At 51.4% G+C, this 18,678-nt stretch carries 16 protein-coding genes; 14 read left to right on the plus strand and 2 right to left on the minus strand.

The annotated features are described in order from the left end of the window. Window positions 1–8: 8 nt before the first annotated feature. The 10 genes from IEW11_RS13255 to IEW11_RS13300 all read left to right on the plus strand — a co-directional run bounded on the left by IEW11_RS13255 (window position 9) and on the right by IEW11_RS13300 (window position 13,108). Complete coding sequence (locus IEW11_RS13255) at window positions 9–854, plus strand: transketolase (protein ID WP_188531536.1); 846 nt, start codon at window positions 9–11, stop codon at window positions 852–854. Between the two features lie 3 nt (window positions 855–857). Next, a complete protein-coding gene (locus IEW11_RS13260; RefSeq protein ID WP_188531537.1) occupies window positions 858–1,796 on the plus strand; it encodes a transketolase family protein in 939 nt (312 codons plus the stop codon). Between the two features lie 12 nt (window positions 1,797–1,808). Beyond that, window positions 1,809–3,323 (plus strand): glycerol kinase GlpK, encoded by a 1,515-nt coding sequence (gene glpK / locus IEW11_RS13265; RefSeq protein WP_188531538.1) that lies wholly within the window; start codon window positions 1,809–1,811, stop codon window positions 3,321–3,323. 109 nt (window positions 3,324–3,432) lie between these two features. Further along, a complete protein-coding gene (locus tag IEW11_RS13270) occupies window positions 3,433–5,169 on the plus strand; it encodes a DUF5605 domain-containing protein (protein ID WP_188531539.1) in 1,737 nt (578 codons plus the stop codon). A gap of 89 nt (window positions 5,170–5,258) precedes the next feature. Further along, complete coding sequence (locus IEW11_RS13275; RefSeq protein WP_188531540.1) at window positions 5,259–7,067, plus strand: sensor histidine kinase; 1,809 nt, start codon at window positions 5,259–5,261, stop codon at window positions 7,065–7,067. Continuing rightward, window positions 7,045–8,220 carry a response regulator gene (locus tag IEW11_RS13280; RefSeq protein WP_188531541.1) on the plus strand — a complete coding sequence of 392 codons (1,176 nt, stop codon included), beginning with the start codon at window positions 7,045–7,047 and terminating at the stop codon, window positions 8,218–8,220. Before IEW11_RS13275 ends, IEW11_RS13280 begins: the two co-directional genes overlap by 23 nt. A gap of 198 nt (window positions 8,221–8,418) precedes the next feature. Beyond that, window positions 8,419–9,909, plus strand: a complete 1,491-nt coding sequence (locus tag IEW11_RS13285) for a DUF5605 domain-containing protein (protein WP_188531542.1) — start codon at window positions 8,419–8,421, stop codon at window positions 9,907–9,909. Between the two features lie 5 nt (window positions 9,910–9,914). Continuing rightward, the gene (locus tag IEW11_RS13290; protein ID WP_188531543.1) at window positions 9,915–11,213 is read left to right on the plus strand and encodes an ABC transporter substrate-binding protein; all 1,299 of its coding nucleotides are present in this window, start codon (window positions 9,915–9,917) and stop codon (window positions 11,211–11,213) included. A 149-nt stretch (window positions 11,214–11,362) separates the two neighbouring features. Continuing rightward, window positions 11,363–12,244 (plus strand): carbohydrate ABC transporter permease, encoded by an 882-nt coding sequence (locus IEW11_RS13295; RefSeq protein WP_373289325.1) that lies wholly within the window; start codon window positions 11,363–11,365, stop codon window positions 12,242–12,244. A 27-nt stretch (window positions 12,245–12,271) separates the two neighbouring features. After that, window positions 12,272–13,108 (plus strand): carbohydrate ABC transporter permease, encoded by an 837-nt coding sequence (locus tag IEW11_RS13300; protein ID WP_188531545.1) that lies wholly within the window; start codon window positions 12,272–12,274, stop codon window positions 13,106–13,108. Window positions 13,109–13,197: 89 nt separating this feature from the next. Here the strand turns inward: IEW11_RS13300 and IEW11_RS13305 are convergent, their stop codons facing one another. After that, window positions 13,198–13,701, minus strand: a complete 504-nt coding sequence (locus IEW11_RS13305) for a cupin domain-containing protein (RefSeq protein ID WP_188531546.1) — start codon at window positions 13,699–13,701, stop codon at window positions 13,198–13,200. Window positions 13,702–13,787: 86 nt separating this feature from the next. Beyond that, window positions 13,788–14,339, minus strand: coding sequence for a M15 family metallopeptidase (locus IEW11_RS13310; RefSeq protein ID WP_308422735.1), 552 nt, complete (start codon window positions 14,337–14,339; stop codon window positions 13,788–13,790). 327 nt (window positions 14,340–14,666) lie between these two features. On the opposite strand from IEW11_RS13310, the gene IEW11_RS13315 reads away from it, so the two are divergent. The 4 genes from IEW11_RS13315 to IEW11_RS13330 all read left to right on the plus strand — a co-directional run bounded on the left by IEW11_RS13315 (window position 14,667) and on the right by IEW11_RS13330 (window position 18,583). Further along, complete coding sequence (locus IEW11_RS13315) at window positions 14,667–15,263, plus strand: MSMEG_1061 family FMN-dependent PPOX-type flavoprotein (RefSeq protein ID WP_188531547.1); 597 nt, start codon at window positions 14,667–14,669, stop codon at window positions 15,261–15,263. A gap of 121 nt (window positions 15,264–15,384) precedes the next feature. Continuing rightward, window positions 15,385–16,431, plus strand: coding sequence for a FecCD family ABC transporter permease (locus tag IEW11_RS13320; protein ID WP_188531548.1), 1,047 nt, complete (start codon window positions 15,385–15,387; stop codon window positions 16,429–16,431). Beyond that, complete coding sequence (locus IEW11_RS13325; protein WP_188531549.1) at window positions 16,428–17,462, plus strand: FecCD family ABC transporter permease; 1,035 nt, start codon at window positions 16,428–16,430, stop codon at window positions 17,460–17,462. Before IEW11_RS13320 ends, IEW11_RS13325 begins: the two co-directional genes overlap by 4 nt. 104 nt (window positions 17,463–17,566) lie before the next feature. After that, the gene (locus IEW11_RS13330) at window positions 17,567–18,583 is read left to right on the plus strand and encodes an iron-hydroxamate ABC transporter substrate-binding protein (protein ID WP_188531550.1); all 1,017 of its coding nucleotides are present in this window, start codon (window positions 17,567–17,569) and stop codon (window positions 18,581–18,583) included. The last annotated feature ends 95 nt before the right edge of the window (window positions 18,584–18,678 follow it).

An 18,678-nucleotide genomic window follows, 5' to 3' on the forward strand; every position in this document is an offset into this window, starting at 1 on the left:
CGGATAAGATGGAAACGAAGGCATTAAAAGCCAAAGCGGTTCAGGTCCGGATGGACCTGCTGCGGATGATTCACGGAGCCAAGACCGGTCATACCGGCGGCTCGCTTAGCAACACCGATATTCTGACCGCACTTTATTACAGGGTGATGAATATTGACTCGCAGAACCCGAAGTGGGCAGATCGCGACCGGTTTATCGCCAGCAAAGGCCACTCTGTAGAGTCCCTGTGGTGCATTCTTGCAGATCTTGGTTTCTTTCCAAAAGAGGAATTAAAGACGTTCAGCCAGTTCGGCACGCGGTTGATCGGCCATCCCAATAACAAGGTGCCGGGCATCGAGATGAATACGGGTGCGCTCGGCCATGGGCTCGCGATCTCTGTCGGTATGGCGCTTGCCGCTAAGCGGGATGGCAGAAACTACCGTGTCTTTTGTCTGATGGGCGACGGTGAACAGGCGGAAGGCTCGGTGTGGGAGGCGGCGATGGCCGGCGCTCATTATAAGCTCGATAATCTGATTGGCATCATCGACCGGAACCGCCTGCAGATCAGCGGATCGACGGAAGATGTGATGGGGTTAGAGCCGCTGGAGGAAAAATGGTCTTCCTTCGGCTGGCATGTCGTCTCTATCGACGGCAATGATATGGACACGCTGGTGAAGACATTTGAAGCTATTCCTTTCGTGCTTGATCAACCGACGCTGATTATGGCCAATACGGTGAAGGGCAAAGGCGTTTCCTTTGCCGAGAATGTGCCACACTGGCACCATCATGTCCCTAGTGATGCGGAGCTGGAGAAGGCATTGGCGGAGCTGTCCGCCACGCTGGAGTTATTCAAACAGGAAGGGCAGGTACGATAAACGATGGCAAACACGATCCCCAACCGGCAGGTCATTTGTGAAACACTGCTTGAGCTGGCGCAGGAAGACCGCGACATTATGGTGCTTGCCAGCGATTCGCGCGGCTCGGCCGCGATGGCGCCGTTCGCCAAGACGCTGCCCGATCAATTCGTCGAAGTAGGTATCGCGGAGCAGAACATTGTCGGCATTTCCGCAGGCCTGGCACACAGCGGTAAGAAGCCGTTCGTTACCTCTCCGGCGTGCTTCCTGAGCATGCGCAGCATCGAGCAGATTAAGGTGGATGTCGCTTATTCGGCGACAAATGTCAAACTGGTCGGCATCAGCGGCGGCGTTAGTTACGGCGCGCTTGGAATGTCGCATCACTCCGTGCAGGATTTGGCGGTAGCGCGGGCGATCCCGGGGCTTGCGGTTATTCTGCCCGCTGACCGTCATGAAACAAAACGGATGACGGAAGCGCTTGTGAAGCACGAAGGCGGCGTTTATGTCCGCATCGGGCGCAATCCTGTGGAGGATGTGTACGAGTCGGATAAATATGAATTTGTCATTGGCAAGGCAGTCACCATGCGTGATGGATCGGACCTGACCCTCATCGCGGCGGGTGAAACCGTACGGGTCGCACTTGACGCGGAAGCACTATTGAAAGAGGCGGGCGTATCCTGCCGCGTGATCAACATGCATACGATCAAGCCGCTCGATGAGGAAGCGATTATCCGGGCAGCCCGTGAAACGGGACGGATCATTACTGTGGAGGAGCACAGCATTCACGGCGGGCTCGGCGCGGCGGTGGCGGAAGTGGTCGTCCAGCATTGTCCGGTACCGGTCCGGATTGTCGGTATTCCTGACGAACCGGCAATCGCTGGCAAAACGGCGGAGGTATTCGCCCATTATGGCATCAGTGCGGACAACATCAAGAAGCTCGCCCTGGAGTTGCTGGGCAGATAAGGACGGCAGACGATGGACAAATACATTCTGGCGATCGATCAAAGCACATCGGGCACCAAGGCGCTTGTCGTTGACCGGTCCGGAAACGTTGTCGCCAAAAGCACGGCCGACCACACGCAATATTATCCCCGGGCCGGCTGGGTCGAGCATGATCCTCTGGAAATTTACGAGAATGTCAACCGAACGTTGAAGAAAGCGCTGGAGCTGGCAGGGATCGAGGCAAGCGCGCTTGCCGCTGTGACGATCACCAATCAGCGGGAGACGGCTGTCCTGTGGGATAAAACCAATGGAAGGCCCGTTTACAATGCCATTGTGTGGCAGTGCCAACGGACGGCTGACCGGTGCGCGGATTATAAGGCGGCAGGACATGAACCCGAGGTTCGAGCCCGGACCGGCCTGATGTTGGATCCGTATTTTTCAGCCGCCAAATGGGGTTGGATGCTGGAGCATGCGGAAGGTGCGGGGCAATTGCTGGCCGAAGGAAAGCTGCTTGCCGGGACGGTCGACAGCTGGCTGCTGTGGAAGCTTACGGGCGGGAAGGTTCATGCTACCGATTACACGAATGCAAGCCGAACCTCCCTATTCAACATTCATGCCCTCCATTGGGATGAAGAACTATGCCGTTTGTTCGGAGTGCCGCGCGAATTGCTTCCCGAGATCAAGTCATCTGACGAAGTATTCGGTTATACGGAAGCTCCGGAGCTGTTTGCAGAGCGGATTCCGATCTCCGGTATCATCGGCGATTCCCAAGCGGCATTGTACGGGCAGCTCTGCTTGGAGCCCGGTATGGCCAAAGCAACCTATGGTACGGGAACCTCGGTGCTTATGAACGTCGGGGAGAAACCGGCCCCTTCCGGGAATGGGCTTGTATCCGCCATTGCCTGGGGAAAGGGCGGAGAGGTTACCTATGCGCTGGAAGCCGTGATCCGCACATCAGGCGACAGCATCAAATGGGTCCGGGACAATTTGGGCCTGTTTACTTCCTTCGAAGAGATGGAGCGCCTGCTTGTGCAGGCGCCTGACAATGAGGGCGTCTATCTGGTTCCTGCTTTTGTCGGTCTTGGCGCGCCTTATTGGGATCCTTATGCCAGGGCCGCGATCACGGGCATGAACCGGGGTACCAATAAAGCGCATATTATCCGCGCCGCATTGGAGAGCATCGCCTATCAGGTGCGTGATGCGGTGGAGCTGATGTTGTCGGAAACAGGCATTTGTTTGAAGGAGCTGCGCACTGACGGAGGAGCTTCCGATAATGCAACCTTAATGCAATTTCAAGCGGACATGCTGAATCAAACGGTTGTCAAATCGGACATCGCAGAGCTTTCCGCCATGGGATCCGTATATATGGGCGGCCTCGGCGTCGGGTTCTGGGCCTCTATGGATGATATCACAGCACAGTCGAGATCCTTCCGCGTATATCATCCTTCAATCGATTCCGCGCAGCGGGATCGGGACTATTCCGGCTGGAAACGGGCGGTTGCTTCGGTTCTAGTAAAAACGAATGATTCGGTGGAAATGGTTCGGTGAAAGCAGCGGAGCAAACACGCTGCCAACTGAATTGCTTAAATTCGCAATTAGCAGTTAGCAGTCGCAGCACAGATCGGAAGAAACGTTTATGATCAAGGAGGTAAAAATGATGACGTTTACAGAACAGTCCAGGATCGGCGAGATCTGGAAAAATGAAGCGGCGCGTGAAGTGCTGCTGGACTATATTCCGGAATTATCAGACTTGCCGCATCTTTCCTTTATATTCAAGAATCACACCCTGCAGCGATATTCAGAGTATAATCAAACCATTGCATCGGAATGGCTGCCGGCAATCCTTGCAGAGCTGTCCAAAGTACCCCCAAGAGAAGCGGTGAGAACCGCAAGTGCTCCAGCGACAGATTATGAGGACGAATCAGTCGCGATCGGCTCTGCTGTTGCCCACGCACCGGAGCAAACGGAGAAATGGGGCGTTTTCGAGCTTGAACTCCAAGGCCCGAACCATGGCAACCCATTCGTTGATGTCGCCTTGAGCGCCGAATTCCGATGCGAAGGACGTACCCTGCAAACGCTGGGCTTTTACGATGGCGCTGGCGTATACCGTGTTCGATTCATGCCGGATGCCGAAGGGGAGTGGACGTACCGGACGCACAGCTCCGCCCGTTCGCTGGATCGCATCGAAGGAGGCTTCATCTGTACGAGTGCATCAGAGGGGAATCATGGTCCGGTACGTGTGAAAAATACGTACCATTTTGCCTATGAAGACGGGAGCCCGTACATTCCAGTCGGCACAACCTGTTATGCGTGGACGCATCAGGGGGATGCGCTGGAAGAGGAAACGCTGGAGTCGCTTAAAGCGTCGCCGTTCAATAAAATGCGCATGTGTGTGTTTCCAAAGTCATATCTGTTCAACTTGAACGAGCCAATCTACAACGCATTTGAAGGCTCTATGGAGGACGGATGGGACTTTGAGCGATTTAATCCGGCGTTTTTCAGGCATCTGGAAAATCGGATTGCCGATCTTGGCGCACTGGGCATCGAAGCCGACCTGATCCTGTTTCACCCGTATGACCGATGGGGGTATGCGGAGATGGACGAGGCGTCCGACGACCGGTATTTGCGCTACATTGTCGCACGACTGTCGGCGTACCGAAATGTCTGGTGGTCGCTGGCTAATGAGTATGATCTGATGTGGGCCAAGGAGCCGGAGGATTGGGAGCGTTATGCGCAGATTGTAACCTCCAATGATCCTGTTCATCATCTGATCTCCAATCATAACTGTTTCGCCTTCTATGATTTTAGCAAGCCTTGGGTGACGCACTGCAGCATTCAGCGAGTCGACGTCTACAAAACCTCGGAAGCAACGAATGAGTGGCGGGAGAAATGGAAGAAGCCGATTGTCATCGACGAGTGTGCGTATGAAGGCGATATCGACCAAGGCTGGGGCAACATTACTGGGGAAGAGATGACCCGCCGGTTCTGGGAAGGTGCGGTCAGAGGCGGTTATGTCGGACATGGCGAGACGTACTTGAATCCCGAAGAAATTTTATGGTGGTCTAAAGGCGGCAAGCTGCACGGCAGCAGTCCGGCGCGGATCGCATTCCTGCGGACCATCATGGAAGAAGGGCCAGCAGACGGACTCAATCCGCTGCCTTCCGATTGGGATGTACCGCGCGCGGGTATTGCGGACGAATATTATTTGTACTATTTCGGCTTTAACCAGCCAAGATTCAGAGATTTCCGCCTGAAGCCGGGAGTCCGTTACAAGGTGGACGTCATCGATACATGGAACATGACCGTAGTGGAGCAAGATGGCATCTACGAAGGGGAATTCCGGATCGAACTTCCCGGCAGACAATATATGGCTGTTAGAATGAGGAAGTTATAACAAATAAACCTATGGATTCAGATAAATCTCAATCAGCGGTATCCCCGCCCTGATTGAGATTTATTTGGCTATTAGAGTGAGGTGCCGTCATGTCAAAATGGAAAAATACACGCTTCCAAACGAAGTTGTTTTCCATTTTCATTCTTTTGAGTATTATCCCAGCTCTTCTAATCGGAACCACCGCTTACCAGAAATCGTCCGAAATGCTTCATGAGCAGACGACACAAGATCTAAGTGTTATCCTCGCCCAGTTAAACAGTTCAATCGAACGTCAAATCAGCGATTTCGACCGATTCTCCATGCTCCCCTATTATTTGCCGGATATTTTCAGCTTTCTGAATCAGCCCTTTGTTGCGCCGGAGAACTGGAGCACATCAGAAATCAACGCCCAAAAAACGATGGTGAGGCTGATGAGCGCTTATCCCTCTATTAATTCCTCCATTAACGGCCTGATGATCTATGGCATGAACGGATCGATTAACGGGTACCGGCTTAGCGGAGATCTCGGCATCAATCTGGCTGCCAATGTAAAGGAAGAGCTGTGGTACAAGGAAGTATTGGCCGAGCAAGGCGGCTTTGTTATCACCGGTGTTGAAGATGTCCGTCAGTTCACCGGCGCCCCCTTTAACTCCATCATCGGTGCGCGGTTATTAATGGATGATAATTATGAACCGCTGGGTGTGATTGCGATCTTTATCTCCCCTGAATTTATTCCGAAGTTCGTCCGCTCGTTGAAGCTGCCCAATTTCCAGGTCACCGTACTGGATCGGGACCGCAGGCTTATCTATGCTTCCGATCCAAAGCTGGCTGAGCAGCAGCAAGCAATCGGCATGGATCAAAAAAAGGGGAGCTGGGAAACAGAGGTTTCGGAGGATAACGGCAAAAAAACATTTAGCGGTGTTTTTTTGGAAAGTAACTATTTGGAATGGAAGATCTATATGGGTGTGGACCGCGATGTCATGCTGCAGGGAAGCCGCTCCATTCGTAATTTCACGTTTATTATTGTTATTGCCGTCGGCATCGCCGCCGCTGCGGTTTCCTGGCTGCTTGCAAGAGGGCTGTCAAAACCGATCTATAGACTGATCCGTTCGATGCGCGAGGTGGAGCGGGGGAAGTTTTCCGTGCCCGTCTCGTTTGAGCGCGAAGATGAGATCGGCCGGCTCGAAAGCAGCTATGGCAGAATGGTTCAGCGGCTGGATGAGTTGATTTATTCGATCGAAGAAAAAGAACGGCAGAAACGGCATGCGGAGTTATACGCGCTGCGCGCGCGGATCCAACCGCATTTTTTGTACAATACGTTAAATTCCATTCGCATGCTTGCTATTTTGCAGCAATCCTCCCAGATCGCTAAGCTGATTCAATCGCTGAACAAGCTGCTGCACGCGAACATGAAGCTGGATACCGAACTGGTTTCTCTGGCGGATGAAATCCGGCTGCTGAAGGAATATGCCGCCTTGATGGATTTAAGATATACGAATGTTTTCGAGATGACCTGGCATATTCCGGAGCGGGTTAAACATGCAGGAGTTCCTCCCATGCTGCTGCAGCCACTAATCGAAAATGCCATTTTTCATGGGGCGAAGGGATTGGAAAGAAAGCTGCGCATTGCCGTTGAGGCCAGGCTGGAGGATGCGGGATGCGCCCTTGAGATCGTGATCAGGGATGATGGTTCAGGGCTGCCGGACGGCGTTGAACAACTTCTGAATCAACCAAGCAGCGATTCCGATTCCGACAATATCGGCTTGCGGAACGTGCAGGATCGAATCCGTCTGCGGTTCGGCGATGAGTATGGTATGGCGCTAAAACGAATCGACGGACAAACGGTAGTTAAACTTAAGATGCCTTATCGAATGCTGGACAAGGAGGCGGACAGGAATGTGGAATCTGCTGGTGGTTGAGGATGAGTCAATTGTGAGGATCGGGCTGCGTTACATGATCCATTGGGAAAGCAGCGGCGTCTGCTGGAAGGCGGAAGCCTCGAACGGGGAAGAAGCGCTGGAGATCGTGGAAAAGGAAGACATTCATATCGTCATCACAGATATCCGAATGCCCGGGATGGATGGGCTTGAATTTGCCAAACAAATCAAGCGGCGCCATCCTGGTGTGCAAATTATATTTCTGAGCAGCTACGATAACTTTTCTTATGCCAAGGAAGCGATTCGCATCGGTGCGGTTGATTATTTGCATAAACCGACAATGGATGAAGAAGAGATCGCCGTTACGCTGCGCAAGGCGGTAGCGCTGCTGGAGGAGACGCATGCGGATAAGCAAAACTTCACGGAAGAGGAGAAAAATAGCCTGTATCTCTCCCTTCTTGATGAATATACGTTTCCCGACAATCCCCGTATTCCCGAACTGGAGAGTGAGGATTTTGAATCGGGCTACTGGCTGACTGTCTTTCGAAAAAGAGATGATGCGGCTCAGGTGAGCGGGGATTCAGACAATTTGCGGTTTTTGTCCATTCAATATTTAATCGATGAATTGGTAACGAAGAACTGGGGAGGCCTCGTGTTTCACCGCAATTACCGGGAAATCTTATGGATTGCGCCGGCGGCGAAAGCAGGAGAGACCGGGATGCCGGAAAGACATAAATATTTAGACAGCTTGCGGCAGAAGGTGCTGGAGCTGCTGAATGTGGCGCTTATTTATTCGGCCAGCCCGACGTATGGACAGTTGAACCAGCTGCCAAGCGCCTATATGGACGCACTTCTTCAATTTCCGATCAATGAACAGAGCGATAATTTTATCGTGCGCAAATCAAAAGAATTTGTGGATAATCATCTGCTTGAGGATATAACGCTCACCAAAGTAGCTGATGCGCTGCATATTAGCCCAGGTTATTTAAGCCGGGTATTTTTAAAGGAAATCGGAGAAAATTTCTCGGAATATGTCATACGCAACAAGATTGAATACGCCCAAAAGCTGCTGCGGGGGACGAACCGGAAAATCTATGAGATTTCCGATGAGATTGGATATACGAACCCCCATTATTTTAGCAAGCTGTTTAAAGAACGTGTCGGCGTTACGCCGATGGAATACCGCAATCAATGACCGGCCAATCTATTCATTTCATGACCGGGAACAAAAAAACATAGGAAAGATCAAAGATCATCTAGTTACAGGTGCCCTGCCTCTTGTTTGGGCTAAAAAAGCGGCAAATTAGCGCACAAAAGAGCAGGTTTAGCTTCTACGAAATGTTGGCCTTCAGCCTTACAATAAATTCATAATGAAAAGGAAGGGATTTCAACCATGACGCAAGCATTGGAAAACACATTTGAAACGGAGCGCTGGGGAAGATTTGAGTTTCGCGCAAAGGGTCCAAGCGGCGGAAATCCATTTACAGATGTACAGTTTTCGGCGCGTTTCCGCGATCGCCATCGTGTGGTGGAGGTGGACGGATTTTATGACGGGGCCGGGGAATACGGCGTCCGATTTATGCCGGATACGCTGGGCCATTGGTCTTTTGAAACCGTAAGCAACGTGCCGGAATTAACCGGGTTGAAAGGGACACTGGAAGTTGTGGCACCGGCGCCGGGAAACCGCGGACCCGTCAGGGTGGATCAGGTTTACCATTTTGCCTACGAGGATGGAACGCCGTTCTATCCGGTCGGAACGACCTGTTATGTCTGGAATCACCAGGGAGCAGAACGGGAAGAACAGACGCTGCAAAGCCTAAGCCAATCGCCTTTCAATATAATCAGAATGTGCGTGTTTCCCAAGCATTATGATTACAACCACAATGAGCCCGGGCATTATGCGTTTGAAGGCTCGCTGGAGAAGGGATGGGATTTCGCCCGTTTTAATCCGGCTTACTGGGCGCACTTGGAGCGCCGCATTCAAGATTTGCAAGACCTCGGAATAGAGGCCGACCTCATCTTGTTTCACCCTTATGACCGCTGGGGATTTTCTGCAATGAGCCGGGAGACGGATGATTTGTATCTGCGTTACGCAATGGCGCGGCTGTCGTCGTTCCGGAATATTTGGTGGTCTTTGGCCAACGAATATGACCTGATGGCAGAGAAAACGATGCAGGATTGGGACCGCTACTTCCGTATTATTCAAGCGTTTGACCCGTATCAGCATCTGCGTTCGATTCATAACTGGCACAGCCCGGAGATCCATTATCGCAGCAACCGGCATTGGTACGATCACGGAAAGCCATGGGTTACCCATGCGAGCATTCAGCATGCTGACCTGCATTTCGTGACGGAGTGGCGGGAACAGTTCCGCAAGCCGGTCGTGGTGGACGAATGCCGGTATGAAGGCAACTTGAATCACGGGTGGGGCAACATTACCGCGGAAAGAATGGTGGAATGCTTCTGGGAAGGCATGGCCCAAGGGGGATATGTGACCCACGGTGAAACCTTCGTGCATCCGGAAGACATCATCTGGTGGTCTCATGGGGGAACGCTCCACGGGGAAAGCCCGGAAAGGATCCAGTTTCTTCACAACATCATGCAGGAGGGTCCGCAGCTTGGACCGACCGGGATCAACTTCAAGTGGGACGCTGCCGCCGGCGGTGTGGATTCCGAATATTATCTCGTCTATTTTGGCACAAGCCGGCCGGCATTCCGTGTGCTGCCACTTCCCGAGGGAGTAAGGTTCAGCATCGATTTGATCGATACATGGAACATGACGATCACACCATTGGAAGGCCAGTTTGAAGGGACCTGCCGGGTTGAAATGCCGGGCAAGCCTTATCAAGCTTTAAGAATTACTAAAGTTAAAACAGGGGGATAAAGAGAATGAAAAAATGGATGTCGGTATGGTTGAGTATTCTGATTGCAACCGCGATAGTTGCCGGTTGTTCTTCAGGTAACGGCGGCAGCAGCAATGGCAATGTCTCCAGTAACGGCGGACAGCAGGGCGCAGGGGAAGCTGCGGCAGAGAATGTAACGGTCTCGCTCTGGATTCTGAATGACCATGCTTGGATCGATGGTGCGGTTGAGGATTTTAAACAAGAAAACCCGAACATTAACGTGGAAGTCAGCAAGTACGGCGTAGATCCGCTTAAAGAGGCGTTGAAAGTGGCCGCGAATTCCAAAACGTTGCCGAACATGTGGTTTACATGGGGCGGTTCGCTCGGCTCTTTCTATGCCGAGAATGGATTGACCGCGGATTTGACGCAGATCGCAGCAGACCACAACTGGTCCGAAATATACAATCAAGCAGCCATTGACATGTCAACCTATGACGGCAAAGTATCCGGCATTCCGTACCATCTGAATGCGGTGGATATGTGGTATTCCAAGCAGGTATACGAAGAGCTGAATCTCAGCGCTCCGGCTACATTTGAAGAGTTTGAGGCACAGCTGCAAACGATCAAAGACGGCGGGTTCATTCCGTTGGCATTGGGAGGCAAAAACGGCTGGCATATCATGCGTTTGACGGAGCAGTTGCTGGAGCACTTTGCAGGCCCTGAATTGCATGATCAGTTGAACAGCCTGAGCGCATCCTGGAACGACCCAGCGGTTGTCCAAACGTTTGAGAAAATCAAGGAGTACACCGATAAAGAATATTTCCCTAAGGGCCATGTTGCGCTGGATCAGGCAGAAGCCATTAACACCTTCTATCCGGGTCAAGCAGCCTTGACCATTGAGGGCACATGGTTGGACCGCTCAATAAATACCGGAGGCTTTAGCACGGATGATTATAATGTCTTTAAGTTCCCGACCGAGAGAGTGTCTGTGTTCGCGGAGATGTTCCAGATTAACGGCGCATTGGACCAAGCGGCAATGGATGCAACTGTGAAATTAGGCGAGTATATAACGAGTCTTGAAGTCGTCAACAAATATATCGATACGTACGGCACGCCGGCAACGTTGAATGTCACATTCACGGATAATACGCCGCATGTGAAGCCGCTTCTCGATATGGCGACAAACGGAGGATTTCTGATTACGGATCAAGCTCTGCCGCAGGAAGTTGTGCAAAAACTGTTTGAAGCGCAGGATAAAGTGGCATTGGGCGAATGGACGCCGCAGCAGGCCGCTGAAGAGATGGACAAAGCGGTTAATGATTATAAAAGCAAAAATAACGGTTAACATCAAGACTGGATAACCAGGGATGAAGCGAAAGCGGTGAGCTGTAGTTCGGCTCGCCGCGATCCAGCGCCGCAGCGCACGCCTCCGGGAGGATGCGTGCGCTGCCCAAATCGGCGACCGCTCTATCCCTTATCATCCAAGAGGAGGAAATGCGAGTGAGAATCAGGTTGATGAAGCCATGGTTGTTTATTATGCCTGCACTCTTGATTTATTTGACGGTTATATTCGTGCCATCCCTTTATACATTGTATCTCAGTTTTTTTAATTGGAACGGGGTGGCGCCGACTAAGCAGTTCGTAGGTTTTCGGAATTATGCGGATTTGATTTTTCGGGATTCCGTCTTTCTGAAAGCACTGGCGAACAACATTTTGTGGACCATCGGTTCCCTGACGATCATTATGGGGATCGGATTAATGCTTGCGCTGTTGTTGAATAAGAAAATCAAGGGCCGGATCGTTTTTCGCGGCATATTTTATTTTCCTTTCGTGTTATCGGGCGTAATCGTCGCAACAATATGGACCTGGATGTACAACCCGATGCAGGGTTTCGTCAACAAATTGCTGGAATCCATCGGCCTTGAGAACTGGGCGCTCGCTTGGCTTGCGGAACCAAAGATCGCGCTTTATGCGGTATTTGTTGCGGCGATCTGGCATGGGGTAGGGCAGCCGCTCGTGTTATTTCTGGCAGGACTGCAGACCATTCCGCAGGATCCATACGAAGCAGCGGTTATCGATGGAGCGAAGCCTTACCAGATGTTCTGGAATATTTCGCTTCCGCTGCTGCGGGAAACATTTGTTATTGTTGTGGCCATTACGATGGTTTCATCGATGAAAGTATATGACATCGTGTATGCGATGACAGGTGGAGGGCCTGCGGAGAGCACCCATGTATTAGCATCTTGGATGTATTTTCAAACCTTTAAATTTGCCAATATCGGAATCGGCTCAGCCATTTCCATGTTTCTTATCTTTATTACGATGATCGTGATTATTCCTTACGTTTACTATACAACTAAAAAATCGCATGTGTGATTTTCGGAAAGATGGTGACTGACTACAATGGACGAACAGCGAGTTCACCCCATGATCGGAATGCTGAGGTATGCCTTACTAACGATACTGGCTGTCGTTTTTTTAATACCGATCGTATTTATCGCTTTTACTTCATTAAAATCGAACGCCGACTTGCTGACGAATCCGTTCTATGCATTGCCGGAGAAATTTGAATGGGGAAATTACGCGAAAGCATGGGAACAGGGAAGATTAAGCATGTATATGAAGAACACCGCTCTCATTGCCTTTATTAAGGTGCCGCTGGGGATCCTGATCGAAGCCTTTGCCGCTTATGCACTGACAAGAATGGTGTTTAAGGGAAGCAACTTGATGTTTGCCTTCTTCCTGGTGGGCATGATGGTTCCGATGCAGGCGACGCTTGTGCCATTGAACATATTTTTGAACAATACGGGCCTGGTCAACACGTATCCGGGCATTATCCTGGTATATATCGGATTTGGGGTGCCCTTCGGCATTTTGATCCTGCGAGGTTTTTTTCGCACGATTCCAAAGGAGATTGATGAGGCTGCGCTAATCGATGGATGCGGAGATGTCGGGAAGTTTTTCCGGATTATTCTGCCGCTGTCGATGCCTGCGATTGCGACGCTGTTCATTTTCGACTTCATGGCGACCTGGAATGAATTCCTGCTCGCACAAATCTTTATTACGAGCGATTCGATGAGAACGATAACGACGGGCCTTCTCGCGTTCCGCGGTGAACACTCGACGAATTATACGCTGCTGAATGCTGGTGTGCTGATCTCTGTTGTCCCGATTCTGCTTGTCTATCTGGCGTTCCAAAAGTATTTTGTCTCCGGCTTGGCCGGCTCTGTAAAAGGCTAAGTTAGGCTGATTAGGGCCAAGCGAGGTGCAGAAATGCACATGGTGAAGGCAACCGTTCGTGCAGATCGGATCCTAGGATTCCGCCTGCTTCAAAGTGTCCAAAGCGCCATTAATAGCCCGTTACCGCCATATACCGGATCTTGTGTGGGGAGGGGGACGAGCTGGATCTCGTGTAACACTTGAGGCCGCTCTCCGTCCTTGCCTGTCTTCAGATTGTATCGCATGCCCGCCGGATAAGCGCCGGCAACGCTGAAGTCAGGGCTTGATGCGAGCTTTTTGTGTCCTGTACCAGCCGGAAGCACGATAACGTCACCCGCTTTAACCTCAATTACTTTGCCGGATTCGCCGCCGATTATCATGGAAGCAGCCCCTCTCCGGATGCCTAATACCTCGTGGGCATTGCTGTGGTAGTGGTGATACTCATAGACGCCGTTTGACCAGCTGTTCAGCCAGTTGTGCTGATTGAAAATGTGCTCAGCCCGGCTTGCTTTACATTCAAAAGCGTTCGGATAAAGGACAACCGGAAGATTCGGGTTGTTGGGGATAACACCATCATCCTTGAAGAAGAAGGTCACAACTTTGGAATCGTTCAACAGCAAGCCCCTCCTTGTATAGTAATGAGTACCCTATTTAATTGTTTTACATCGACATTGCTTATGTTACCAGGCTGTGCAGGTTCTTAAGAATCAGCTTGCTCATCGACAGACGGCCGCTTTCCCCGCTGTAATTCACGAATGGAGTAGCCGAAATCCATCTGAAGGTGAGGATAATCGGGGAACCTGTCCCAGTCGCCGCCCCAAGTGAATCCAAGTCCTTTGGCAATCCCGACTACCTCCATCCAATCGGATTTCCCGTTGCCGTTGCCGTCATGTTCCAAATCCCAGATGACACTCCCATCCGCCAGCCGCAGCGCGAAATCGATGGCCAAGCCATAATTATGATACGATTCTCCGCCTCTGGCATTGGTGACGATCTGCCCGATTGCCGTGCGTCCTTGCTCATATATGATGTTTTGCTCCTCATGGCTGCGGAAGCCGTCGGTAATCATGATGGTTATGCCTATTTTTCTGGTCTCAGCGACTAACTCATTTTTCTTTGCCAGAACGGTTGGATGAAGCTCCGTTACAGGAGGAGCAGGCTCAATCACCGACTCTGGAATGCTCCATTCCAATGCTTCGATTCCTCTCCATATTACAGCAGCCATAACCGCCCATACCATAAGTAAAAGCAATCTGCTTCTCCTTCGTCTGGGCCGGCCGTTTGCGCTCGTTTGATGTCTAATTTGCCTTTCAGCGGCAGCCTGGCTGTGCATCCTCTGGCCTCGTTGTATCATTGGTGCGTCTCTATTAGATTCCATACGTTTATTTTATCATAACGAGAGAGGAAGGAACATTGTCCCGCATAGCACGCTCAGGATAACGATTTTAGACTGGATGTGTTATACTTATACAATGATAATACTTCTCATCAAATCGAACCGATTACATAATGAATGGTTTTGGAATGATTGTGCATAGAATAATGGTTTGAAATGGGAGAGGAAAGAAGGTGCGTTTTCATGACGGATACAGCATGGACGAAGGACATTATTACATCACCGGGCGAGCTGCGGGAGCTGGCAGGTACACCGCATGAAGCTGTCATTAAAAAAAGTGTGGCAACGATCGATGATCATGTTCGGAAATACTTGTCGATCTCGCCGTTGTTTTTTCTATCCACATCAGGTGAACAAGGCCGGTGCGACGTATCGCCGCGCGGCGACGGCCCGGGCTTTGTGAAGGTGCTGGATGACAAACATATTATTTTTCCGGAGCGGCCTGGAAACCGCCGTGCGGATTCCTTGTTAAATATATTGGCGAATCCGCATGTTGGCATGCTCTGCATTATTCCCGGCTTGAAGGAAGTGCTGCGAATTAACGGACAAGCAAGGATTACAAGGAACAGGAAGCTATTGGAAACGATGCAATGGGAAGGGAAAACATCAGGCTACGGCGTCATTGTCAAAGTCGAGGAATGTTTTATTCACTGCCCGCGGGCGCTTAACCAAGCGAAGGTCTGGCAGGTGGAATCATGGCCGGCCGCGGAGGAATTGCCGTCAATGACGGATATGTTCCACGCGCATTTGAAAATGAACGGCTACCTCCTCAAAGACTAATGCCGCAAGGGAAGCGGCAGCGCGTTATTTTTAATTTTTTTTTCCACTTGCTTTCTTTAACAGAGCAGGTGGTTTTTGATGTCGTTTAGTATTGCGGACAGTGAACTGAGAAGGTGGGTATATGAACAATAATCGGGCGTTTGCAAATGAGGCCGGTCCTCAATTAAAGACACGTCCCATGGCTGCAGTTGCCATTCTGGCGGGTGGGCTGATCGTATTAGCGCTAGGTATCGCGGGCTCTATTTCCGTCGGGGCGGCGGATATTTCCCTGTCGACCGTGTGGGAGGCGATCTTCCATTTTGATGCTAATGTGAACCAGCATCAGATTATACAAGAGCTGCGCCTGCCGCGCGCGTTGAGCGGAGCGTTGGTCGGTGCGAGCTTTGCCGCAGCGGGTGCGATCATGCAGGGGATGACGCGCAATCCGTTGGCGGATTCAGGCTTGTTGGGTTTGAACGCCGGCGCGGGATTGGCCCTGGCGCTTTGCTTTGCGATCGTTCCGAGCCTTCCTTTTTCCAGCTTGATGCTGTACTCCTTTCTCGGCGCGGCGGTGGGAGCCGGCATGGTGTTCGGAATCGGCTCCATGGCCAGGGGAGGTCTTACTCCAGTACGCCTTACAATTGCCGGCGCGGCGGTAAGTGCACTGCTCATTGCTTTGGCCGAGGGGGTAGCATTGTATTTCAGGATCGGGCAGGATCTGGCGTTCTGGTATGCGGGTGGATTAGCGGGAACGCAATGGCTTCAAGTCAAAATGACGTTTCCTTGGATCGCCGGAGGATTGGCTGCTGCCATTATATTATCGCGTTCGGTTACGCTCCTGAGTTTGGGAGAAGAAGTAGCGACCGGACTGGGACAGCGAACGACAGCGGTTAAAATCGCCTGCATGCTGGTCGTGCTCGTGTTGGCAGGCGCGGCGGTATCGACCGCTGGACCGATTGCTTTTATAGGGCTCATTATTCCGCATGTTGCCCGGATGTTCGTCGGCGTAGATTACCGCTGGATCATTCCGTGCTCGGCAGTGCTGGGGGCATTGCTCATGGTGTTTGCCGATATTGCGGCGAGAATGATCAATCCTCCTTATGAAACACCAATCGGCGCTCTGATCGCATTGATCGGCGTACCGTTCTTTCTTTATTTGGCACAAAAGGAAAAGAGGGTATTTTCATGACTTCCATTCCATCAAATCATATGGAGAGACGCAAAATGGCGAGGGCTGCCACTGTGATGGCCGTTCTTGTCATCCTGATCGGGACAGCCTTTATAATCAGCATGAATACCGGACATGTTAAGCTGACACCTGTGGAGGTATGGAATACGTTCTGGGGGAACGGGACCGATCGGCAAGAGCTGATCTTGTTCGATTTCAGGCTGCCGCGCATCGTCCTCTCCATATTGGTCGGGGCAGGCCTTGCGGTATCCGGCTGCATATTGCAGGGAATATCCCGTAACGCATTGGCTGAGCCGGGCATTCTGGGCATTAATGCAGGGGCCGGATTGGCGGTGGTCCTGTATATCTCCTTTTTTTCGATGAACACCGCTGCCCCGGTCTTTTTTCTGCCGGTTTTTGCGCTTATTGGCGCGGGACTGACCGCTGCGCTTATCTATATTCTCTCCTATAGCCGGCAAAGAGGATTATCGCCGACACGCCTCCTCGTTGTCGGGATTGCTGTTGCCGCCGGTATATCTTCAGCCATGCTGGTTTTGACGATTCGTCTGGACCCGATGCAATATCAATTTGTATCCCTTTGGCTGGCTGGGAGCATATGGGGCTCCAACTGGAACTTCGTGCTTGCCTTGCTGCCGTGGCTGCTCGTTCTGCTTCCGCTGGTCTTCCTTAAAGCGCGAGTTCTCAATGTGATGGCATTGGGGGAACACACTGCGTCCGGGTTGGGGGCGCATGTAGAGCGGCAGCGGCTCATACTGCTTGCTATGGCTGTCGGCTTGGCGGGTTCGTCCGTCGCCGTCGGGGGAGGGATCGCCTTTGTCGGTCTCATCGGCCCGCATCTTGCCCGCAGAATCGTCGGGCATCAGCATCAATATGCGCTGCCGGTCTCGGCCTTGATGGGAGCGCTGCTGTTAATCACGGCGGATACGCTGGCCCGTTCCATCCTGCAGCCGGCTGAAATTCCGACAGGCATCGTAACCGCAATTATCGGGGCTCCATATTTCCTCTTTTTATTGGCAAAATCCAAATCATGAGGAGCGATGGAGCTGAGCTTCTTTTTTTCTTGACAACGATATTGATAATCATTATCATGATATTTGGGTGTTAATTAAACTTTTTTGAAAAAGTGGGGAAAACAATGGTACGTACAGGTAAGAAAGGTACAAGTAAAGTAAGTTTGCTTTTGGTCTGCATGCTCGCATTGGCAGTGTTCTTAGCGGCTTGCGGCAGTAATGGCAATACACCGGAAACGACACCGGACAATACAAACCAAGCGCCTTCTGAAACTCCTGCTGCAGGTGAGGAAACAGCGGCGACCGAAAAAACCGTACAGGACGCGATGGGCAATGAAGTAACGATTCCTGCTAATCCTGAGCGGGTACTGGCTGCTTACTATGAAGACCAACTGGTGACCCTTGGCGTTAAGCCTGTGGCGCAGTGGTCTGTTGCCAACGGTGCCCAAGACTATTTGGAGAGTGATCTGCAGGGGATTCCACTCATTAATTATGATCTTCCGCCTGAAGCGGTTGCCGGCTTTAACCCGGATTTTATCATTATCGGATCTTCCTTCTTGGTACAGAATGGACTCTATGATCAATATGCGAAGATTGCTCCGACCTATGTGCTCGGTGACGAGCTGATCAAAGATTGGAGAGCGACGCTTCTCAAGATCGGTGAGCTGTTGAACAAAACCGATGAAGCCAATGCGGCGATCCAAGCTTACGATCAGAAAGTAGCGGATACCAAAGCGAAGCTCGAGCAAGCTGTTTCTGATAAATCGGCAGCGATCCTGTGGCTGACGCAAAAGCAATTCTATATGGTTGACGGCAATCTTTCGAGCGGAGCTGTTCTATACCGAGATTTGGGCATGAAACAGCCGAATCTGATCACCGACCTGCCGGAAGAAGCACAAGCAACCTGGAATCCGGTTTCGCTGGAGAAGCTGGCCGAGCTTGATGCGGATTATATCTTCCTTGTAAACAGCGATTCCGGCCAAGCGGCGGAAACGTTGGACAGTCCGATCTGGAAGGGGATTCCTGCCGTCAAAGAGGGGCATGTATATGAGATGAGCACGAAAAGCAGCTGGTTATACAGCGGTGCTATTGCAGGGCAAAAAGTGATGGATGATCTGCTGAGCGCGCTGGAAATGAAGTAAGATTTGCGACACAGAGCTTCCAACACATGAGTGATTGCCTCAAACTAACTCAAAAGAGCGGCTTCATCCGATACTGATGGATGAAGCCGCTCTTT

This window comes from Paenibacillus abyssi (genome assembly GCF_014640295.1).
Taxonomy (GTDB): Bacteria; Bacillota; Bacilli; order Paenibacillales; family Paenibacillaceae; genus Paenibacillus_D; species Paenibacillus_D abyssi.

Bases quoted from the DNA above. Each gene is read 5' to 3' on its own strand.
- IEW11_RS13255 (WP_188531536.1), top strand. From the start codon at position 9: ATGGAAACGAAGGCATTAAAAGCCAAAGCGGTTCAGGTCCGGATGGAC.
- IEW11_RS13260 (WP_188531537.1), top strand. From the start codon at position 858: ATGGCAAACACGATCCCCAACCGGCAGGTCATTTGTGAAACACTGCTT.
- glpK (WP_188531538.1), top strand. From the start codon at position 1,809: ATGGACAAATACATTCTGGCGATCGATCAAAGCACATCGGGCACCAAG.
- IEW11_RS13270 (WP_188531539.1), top strand. From the start codon at position 3,433: ATGACGTTTACAGAACAGTCCAGGATCGGCGAGATCTGGAAAAATGAA.
- IEW11_RS13275 (WP_188531540.1), top strand. From the start codon at position 5,259: ATGTCAAAATGGAAAAATACACGCTTCCAAACGAAGTTGTTTTCCATT.
- IEW11_RS13280 (WP_188531541.1), top strand. From the start codon at position 7,045: ATGTGGAATCTGCTGGTGGTTGAGGATGAGTCAATTGTGAGGATCGGG.
- IEW11_RS13285 (WP_188531542.1), top strand. From the start codon at position 8,419: ATGACGCAAGCATTGGAAAACACATTTGAAACGGAGCGCTGGGGAAGA.
- IEW11_RS13290 (WP_188531543.1), top strand. From the start codon at position 9,915: ATGAAAAAATGGATGTCGGTATGGTTGAGTATTCTGATTGCAACCGCG.
- IEW11_RS13295 (WP_373289325.1), top strand. From the start codon at position 11,363: ATGCGAGTGAGAATCAGGTTGATGAAGCCATGGTTGTTTATTATGCCT.
- IEW11_RS13300 (WP_188531545.1), top strand. From the start codon at position 12,272: ATGGACGAACAGCGAGTTCACCCCATGATCGGAATGCTGAGGTATGCC.
- IEW11_RS13315 (WP_188531547.1), top strand. From the start codon at position 14,667: ATGACGGATACAGCATGGACGAAGGACATTATTACATCACCGGGCGAG.
- IEW11_RS13320 (WP_188531548.1), top strand. From the start codon at position 15,385: ATGAACAATAATCGGGCGTTTGCAAATGAGGCCGGTCCTCAATTAAAG.
- IEW11_RS13325 (WP_188531549.1), top strand. From the start codon at position 16,428: ATGACTTCCATTCCATCAAATCATATGGAGAGACGCAAAATGGCGAGG.
- IEW11_RS13330 (WP_188531550.1), top strand. From the start codon at position 17,567: ATGGTACGTACAGGTAAGAAAGGTACAAGTAAAGTAAGTTTGCTTTTG.